The sequence below is a fragment of the Mesorhizobium album genome (genome assembly GCF_033977205.1).
Lineage (GTDB): Bacteria > Pseudomonadota > Alphaproteobacteria > Rhizobiales > Rhizobiaceae > Mesorhizobium > Mesorhizobium album.
This window is the reverse complement of sequence record NZ_JAVIIW010000004.1, coordinates 239,708-245,853: the sequence shown is the minus strand read 5'-3', so window position 1 is coordinate 245,853 and position 6,146 is coordinate 239,708. Positions and strand designations below refer to the sequence as shown.

Here is a 6,146-nt window from a genome sequence, read left to right as displayed (position 1 = left end):
TCGCAGGTTGCCCGCGATATTCTCGTGATGCTCGGCGTGCCGGCCCAGCGCATCGAAATGGAAGAACGATCGCGCACGACCTGCGAGAACGCGATCGAGAGCAAGGCGGCCGTCCAGCCGAAGCCTGGGGAACTCTGGCTGTTGGTGACGTCGGCGAGCCATATGCCTCGAGCCATGGCTTGTTTCCGTGCCGTTGGGTTTCCTGTCGCCGCCTACCCGGTGGACTATCGGACACGGGGCACGGCCGGCCTCTGGCGGCCGACGGGATCCGTCGCGGCCGGCCTCTCAGCCGCTGACCTCGCCGCGCACGAATGGCTCGGGCTGCTGACCTACTGGTCGACGGGGAAGACCGCCGAACTCTTTCCAGAGCCCTGAGCTCGTTTACATGGAGCAAACTCGGTCCAGGCCCCCGGAATAGCAGCTCGGTGGTGCGGTAGTGGACTGTCGTTCCCTCCATCATCCGCCTCCCCGAGGCCGGGATCAAAGCTATCGTTCGGGCCCGTCCGCGCGTCACGTTGCAATCGTGCCGCCCGGTCCGGAATCGTACCCGATCAAGCAGCTCGCGACCTTTCCCTTGGACCATGACGCGGCAAGGTTGAGGTTGCGGCGGTGGATCCTGTGGCGTCGATGGCAGCCATCGACAACACGTACCTGCCCGGCCCTGCCGGGCAGGTACGTGTACGATGCTCAAGGGCGTGATCGAACGCCATTGATAGCATCCGCTTGCCGCCTCGCTTGAATTCGATTCAAGCGCCGCCGCCGCAGCCGTTGGACAGGTTCCAGACATCCACGATCTGCTCGCCGGTGAAGCCGTGCTCGCGGATCAGGTATTTCGCCAGACCGCCATACATCTTCCAGCGCCAGCATTGGCAGCAGCACGGTCCTTTCTCGTCGGAGTTGGCCATCGCAAAGTCGTAACGGCGCCGTTCGTCGGCGGTAAGTTGCCGGTCATAGTAGGGCATCATCTGCTGCGCGGTGGCGGCTGGAATGTCGTAAGGGTCCGGCGGGATCATCATTATGGCGCGGTACTTCACCAGGCCCTTCACTTGCTCGCCGTAGCGTTTCATCTCCATCGGGCTGCAGCAGGAGCCCTTGATCCGCGACATCGGCGGCATGGTCGCGATCGATTCCGTGAACTTTGCGGAGCAGGTGGCGTTGCCGTTACGGCTCAGATCCTGAAAGCGGCCGGCCAGGCCAGGGGCGTCCTCGGCCTGCACTCGGTTGGCGAATCCCTGTGCGGTGGCGGCGCCGATAACGCCGAGAACCACCGTCCGTCGATTAAGAGTCGTACTCATTTGCCGCTCCTCGCCTGTTCGATCAGTTTCTTCATCGTCGCAAGGTCGGTCGCCCCCGGGTAGATCTGGTCGCCGACGACGAAGCCCGGTGTGCCTGTGATCCCCAGCGCCTGGGCCAGCTCGACATTGCGGTCGATCAGCGCCTGGATTTCCGGCCGTTGCATGTCGCTCTGCATGCGGGGGACGTCGATGCCTGTCTCGGCGGCGATCTTGAGCACCGCCGCCTCGGTCACCCTTGTCCTCGATCCATAGAGCGCCTTGTGGAGTTCCAGGTACTTGCCCTGCCTCCCGGCGGCGAGCGCCGCCTTGGCCGCGAACACCGAATCCGGGCCTAGGATTGGAAATTCCTTGTAGGCGATCCTGAGCTTCGGATCGTCAGCCATGGCCTGGTCGACGATCGGGGCCACCTGCCGACAATAGGGGCAGTTGTAGTCGAAGAATTCGACCATGGTGACGTCGCCCTGCGGATTGCCGCCGACAGGGGTATCCCTGTCGCGGAACAGGTCGTCGGCATGCTTGGACAGCGCGGCCCTGACCGCAGCCGCGCCCGCCTCGCGCTGGCGCTCCTCCAGCTTCTGCAACGCCTCCATGAGCACCTCGGGATGCGCCAGGATGTAGTCGTGTATCCGCTGGTCGAGCTGGTCCTGTGACGTTTCGCCGGCAGCGATCGCCGGCTGCCGGGCGCCGGGATTGAGCAGGAACCATCCTGCCAGGCCAGCGATGAGCAGCATGCGGACGATCCCGCTTCGACAGCGGATTGCCTGTGTTGCCTTGGTGAACATGCGTTTTCCCCTTTCCTTGTCTTCGGGTCGTGTCTGCGGTCCCTGCCTCACAGCAGGTTTCGCAATCTTGTCAGCCAGCCTTCTTCCGGCTCGGCGTGCGGGCGTTCGAGGTTGTTGGTGAGCGCGTTGACCATGGTGACCAGATTGACCGGAGCGAAATTCAGTCCATGGAAATTCGCGCGCCAATGGCCCTCCTTGTCGATCACATGCGTCACGATGCCGTGCATCTGGTAGCCGTCATCGGTCAGCGTGAACTTGTGGCCGAAGGCTTCGGCCAGCTTGCGGGTCGCATCCTCGGGCTGGTCCTGCGTCGTGGTCAGGAACAGCCAGTTGGCCGGGTCGAGCCCATGCGCCGGCCCATAGGCGCGCAGCACCTCGGGCGTGTCCCGCTTGGGATCGGTGGTGACGGTCACGAAGACGACCTGGCCCTTCATCGGCGTGGCGTTCACCATCTTCTGGACCTCGGCGATCTTCTCCGCATGCAAGGGGCATACGTCCGGACAGGAGGTGTAGATGAAGTGCAACACCACCACCTTGCCGCGCAGATCGGCGAGCCGCACGACGGTTCCGTCGGCGGCGCGCAGCGTGAAATCGGGGGCCGGCTTGTCGATCGGCTGGAAATACTTCTCGTCGCCCTTCAGCAGGTCGTTGACCTCGTCCAGCGAATGCGCCCGCGCGCCGTGGGCGAAGCCCACGGCCAGCACCGCCAGCGCGACAAGCCAGCGCAGCAACGGCCCCCATACATTCCAGGAGGCCTCACGCGCCTCGGTTCGCGAAAGCATGGTCATTTCCTTTCGCGGTTGGCCGCGATACGGCCGCTGATGAATTCGGTCATCTCGGGAGAGTCCCATTCGGCCGGGCCGATCAGGCGGCCGATCTCCTTGCCGCCGCCGTCGATCAGCAAGGTCATCGGAAGGCCGAGGGCGCCGAGCGTGAACATCGCCTTGCCCGAACTGTCGATGTTGAGGGCGAGGTGTGTGACGCCGGTCTCGGCGAAGAACTTCCTGACGACGTCAGGACCGCCGCGATCCATCGACAGCGCGACGACCTCGAAGTCCGGCCCGCCGAGCTTGGCCTCGAGGCGGTCGAGCGTCGGCATTTCCTTGCGGCATGGTGCGCACCATGTCGCCCAGAGATTGAGCAGCACCAGCTTGCCGGAATAATCCGCGAGCGCTTTCTGCTTGCCGTCCTCGTCGGTGAAGCTGAAGCCGGGCACGGCGACGGGCGCTTCCGGAACGGTAAAGTCCGGTGGCGGCCCGGCCGCCGCCGCTGGCCACGCGACCAGCAGCAGCGCCAGGGCCATGGCTAACTTGCCTCGTGTCATGGCAGCCTCACTCCGTGGCATAGACGGTCGGCGCCTTGCCGTCCTTGGTGAAGGCGTAGACGGTCCACGTCTCGCTCTTCTCGCCACCCATGCCGGGCGCGCCAGTCGGCATGCCGGCCAGCATGATGCCCGCGATGGCAGGCCGTTCGGTCAGGAGCTTCTTGACGATCTCGACGGGCACCAGGCCGTCGACGACGTAGCCGTCGACCATCATCGTGTGGCAGCCTTCGAGGTCGGCGGGGACGCCGGCGTCGCTGCTGATCTGCGAGAGGTTGTTGACCGGCTTGATGTCGACCTTGAAGCCGTTCTGTTCGAGATAGGCGGCATAGGCCTCGCAGCAGCTGCATTGCGGGTTCTTGTACATCACCGCGTCGATCGTCGCGGCGAGCGCCGGCAGCGGCATCGCGACCGCGAGGCCGATGGCGGTGAGGGCATACGCGAGTTTCATGGTCAGTTTCTCCTTTTGAGGTTGCTAAGCGAAGGGGTCAGGCCACGCGGAAGACGGTCATGAGGCCGCTCATCTGGTGGTCGGCGACGTGGCAATGCAGCATCCAGTCGCCGGGATTGTCGGCGACGAACGCCACCTCGACCGTGTCCTTGGGCTGCATGAGAACCGTGTCCTGCCACTGTCGGTGCGGCACGCTCTCGCCGTTGCGGGAGAGCACCCGGAAGCTGTGGCCGTGGACGTGCATCGGGTGCCACCAGGCCGTCTGGTTGCTGAGCGTGAGCACGACGCTCTGTCCCCGCTTGAAGGTGAGGGCGGGTTCCATATGGGCGTCTCCGTCACCCGTCATCGACATGCCGTTGATCGCCCAGACGGCGCCGCCGTTCATGCCGGGCATCGCCATTCCGTCCATGCCCCCCATGCCCTTCATCATGCCGCCGCCCATCATCCCGCCCTGCAGCGTCAGCTCGTGGCGTTCGGCCGACGTGAGGTCGGGTTCCGGCAGCGGATTGGGCGGCAGCGCGATCGGCGCGTCGGCAGGATGGGCGCGCAGCGGCGGCTCCTGGGAGTAGCGCAGCTGCGTCAGCGTGTAGGCAAGGCCGTCGTAGAAATCGTCGGTCACCGCATACCGCCGTCCCGGCTCGCCCTGCATGTCGAGCACGACGTCGATGCGCATGGCGGGACCCAGCAGCAGCCGCCCGCCGACAGCCTCTTGCGGCTCGCAGGGCTGCCCGTCGATCGCGATGATCACCGGCCGATGCCCTTCGAAGCCGAGCGCCATCATGCGGGCAAGTGCGCCGTTGACCAGGCGCAGCCGGATCCGCTCGCCGGCCCTGACGGGTTCCGCATCGGATACGCGGCCGTTTAGCGTGACCATGTTGCCCACCCGGCCGGACATCCCGGCGTCCATCATGTTGCCGAAGCCGCCGGCGATTTTGCCGTCGCGGGTAAGCCGCCAGTCCGAGAGGAACCAGAGCACGTCGCGGTCGACCGCGACCGGCTCGCGCTCCTCGACAATCAACGGTCCGGCGAGGCCCCGACCGAGCTGCACGAGGCCGTCGGCGTGCGGGTGGTACCAGAAGGTGCCTGCGTCAGGCGGCGCGAATTCATACGCGAAGGTCTCGCCGGGCCTGATTGGCGGCTGGGTCAGGCCTGGAACGCCGTCCATGCCGTTCGGCAGGCGGATGCCGTGCCAGTGAACGGTCGTCTCCTCGTCGAGTCTGTTCTCTACAAGGAGGCGCGACGGCTCGCCCTGCCGCAAGCGTAACACCGGGCCGGGCACGGTGCCGTTGTATGCCCAGACGGCGGTCTCGGGCCTGTCCGGCGCGATCAAGAGCGCCTGTGCCGGCGCGGCCGTCAGGCGGACTTCGTTTTGCCCCTCGGCTCGCGTCGGCCAAGGCCGCATCGATGCGGCGATCGCCGCGCCCGTGCCCGCCAGGAGAAAGCTCCGGCGCGACAGCGGATAATTCCATTTCATGTTCATTCTCGACCCTTCCGACCATCATGGATGACGGAACGCGTCCTGCCCGGCAGGCGGCAGCCTGGCGTGCGCCGACGGCGCGTAGACGCGTCCGACTGTCCGGCTGGCCGAAGGCGGCCGCCGGAGCGTCAACCGATGTCAGTGGTTCGAGGCGGGAAAGGATCAGGCGGCGATGTCAGGCCGTGCAGCAGCTCATGCCGCACGATGAAAACCGCCAGCGTCATTTGCGGCGACGGAGCCGATGAGCCGTGCGACGGGATTGCAACCAGAGGCGCCGTGCAGGCCAGCGGACAGGTCATGGCCTTCGAGCCATTCTTGCCGCCGGTGGGGCAAGCGCCGCAGTCGCCGTGTCCGGAAGCGCCCATGTCCGACGCCATCGCCATCTTCGTCGCCATGCCGCTCGCCTGAACGACGGGCGAGCCAAGCCCCGCTGTCACAAGGACAGCGAGCAGCAGAACCAGCATCTGTCGGACCGACAAGCTTTTCATGGCAAGGCTAGCATCGCGCCGAACCCGTCCGAAAACAAGCCGGGCCTGCAACTTGCGCGGTTGCGTCGCGGCGCTCGGCTGCTGCTTCAAGCCAGCCGTCCAAATTCGCCTCTCGTTGACTTTCCGCCGCCGGAACCGATCTGCTTTGCATTACTTCGTCTGGAGCCAGGCGGATGAGCAAGCTCACTGACATGATGGCCGGAGCCGGCATGTCCTGGATGATGGGCGGCATGGCCTTGATTTGGATCCTGGCCCTTGTCGCGCTGATCCTGGCGATCGCCGCGCTGGTCAAGTATCTGAGAAGCTGACGTCGCTCGTCGTTGGCGAGAGGA

9 protein-coding genes and 1 pseudogene are annotated in these 6,146 nt (G+C 65.5%); 3 read left to right on the top strand and 7 right to left on the bottom strand.

All coding sequences use genetic code 11. The annotated features are described in order from the left end of the window. Positions 1-375 (top strand): YdcF family protein (locus tag RFN28_RS05625; protein ID WP_320286385.1); only part of this gene is annotated, 375 nt, incomplete at its 5' end. Positions 376-588: 213 nt separating this feature from the next. Continuing rightward, positions 589-699: pseudogene (locus RFN28_RS34825) on the top strand (DUF302 domain-containing protein); the annotation flags it as partial. A 47-nt stretch (positions 700-746) separates the two neighbouring features. Here the strand turns inward: RFN28_RS34825 and RFN28_RS05620 are convergent. From RFN28_RS05620 to RFN28_RS05590, 7 genes are all read right to left on the bottom strand, one after another. Continuing rightward, the gene (locus RFN28_RS05620; protein WP_320286384.1) at positions 747-1,295 is read right to left on the bottom strand and encodes a hypothetical protein; all 549 of its coding nucleotides are present in this window, start codon (positions 1,293-1,295) and stop codon (positions 747-749) included. After that, the gene (locus RFN28_RS05615; RefSeq protein WP_320286383.1) at positions 1,292-2,026 is read right to left on the bottom strand and encodes a DsbA family protein; all 735 of its coding nucleotides are present in this window, start codon (positions 2,024-2,026) and stop codon (positions 1,292-1,294) included. Before RFN28_RS05615 ends, RFN28_RS05620 begins: the two co-directional genes overlap by 4 nt. A gap of 98 nt (positions 2,027-2,124) precedes the next feature. Then, the gene (locus RFN28_RS05610) at positions 2,125-2,859 is read right to left on the bottom strand and encodes an SCO family protein (RefSeq protein ID WP_320286382.1); all 735 of its coding nucleotides are present in this window, start codon (positions 2,857-2,859) and stop codon (positions 2,125-2,127) included. Between the two features lie 2 nt (positions 2,860-2,861). After that, complete coding sequence (locus RFN28_RS05605) at positions 2,862-3,401, bottom strand: TlpA disulfide reductase family protein (protein ID WP_320286381.1); 540 nt, start codon at positions 3,399-3,401, stop codon at positions 2,862-2,864. 7 nt (positions 3,402-3,408) lie between these two features. Then, positions 3,409-3,849 (bottom strand): DUF411 domain-containing protein, encoded by a 441-nt coding sequence (locus tag RFN28_RS05600; RefSeq protein WP_320286380.1) that lies wholly within the window; start codon positions 3,847-3,849, stop codon positions 3,409-3,411. A gap of 37 nt (positions 3,850-3,886) precedes the next feature. Further along, positions 3,887-5,329: a multicopper oxidase family protein gene (locus tag RFN28_RS05595; RefSeq protein ID WP_320286379.1), complete on the bottom strand. Its 1,443-nt coding sequence runs from the start codon at positions 5,327-5,329 to the stop codon at positions 3,887-3,889. A 125-nt stretch (positions 5,330-5,454) separates the two neighbouring features. Beyond that, complete coding sequence (locus tag RFN28_RS05590) at positions 5,455-5,790, bottom strand: hypothetical protein (RefSeq protein WP_320286378.1); 336 nt, start codon at positions 5,788-5,790, stop codon at positions 5,455-5,457. Positions 5,791-5,987: 197 nt separating this feature from the next. On the opposite strand from RFN28_RS05590, the gene RFN28_RS05585 reads away from it, so the two are divergent. Beyond that, complete coding sequence (locus tag RFN28_RS05585) at positions 5,988-6,122, top strand: hypothetical protein (protein ID WP_320286377.1); 135 nt, start codon at positions 5,988-5,990, stop codon at positions 6,120-6,122. Positions 6,123-6,146: the final 24 nt, after the last annotated feature.

Excerpts from the sequence above, each read along its gene's own strand:
- RFN28_RS05615 (WP_320286383.1), bottom strand. The coding sequence starts at position 2,026 with ATGCTGCTCATCGCTGGCCTGGCAGGATGGTTCCTGCTCAATCCCGGC.
- RFN28_RS05595 (WP_320286379.1), bottom strand. The coding sequence starts at position 5,329 with ATGAACATGAAATGGAATTATCCGCTGTCGCGCCGGAGCTTTCTCCTG.
- RFN28_RS05610 (WP_320286382.1), bottom strand. The coding sequence starts at position 2,859 with ATGCTTTCGCGAACCGAGGCGCGTGAGGCCTCCTGGAATGTATGGGGG.
- RFN28_RS05605 (WP_320286381.1), bottom strand. The coding sequence starts at position 3,401 with ATGACACGAGGCAAGTTAGCCATGGCCCTGGCGCTGCTGCTGGTCGCG.
- RFN28_RS05600 (WP_320286380.1), bottom strand. The coding sequence starts at position 3,849 with ATGAAACTCGCGTATGCCCTCACCGCCATCGGCCTCGCGGTCGCGATG.
- RFN28_RS05590 (WP_320286378.1), bottom strand. The coding sequence starts at position 5,790 with ATGCTGGTTCTGCTGCTCGCTGTCCTTGTGACAGCGGGGCTTGGCTCG.
- RFN28_RS05620 (WP_320286384.1), bottom strand. The coding sequence starts at position 1,295 with ATGAGTACGACTCTTAATCGACGGACGGTGGTTCTCGGCGTTATCGGC.
- RFN28_RS05585 (WP_320286377.1), top strand. The coding sequence starts at position 5,988 with ATGAGCAAGCTCACTGACATGATGGCCGGAGCCGGCATGTCCTGGATG.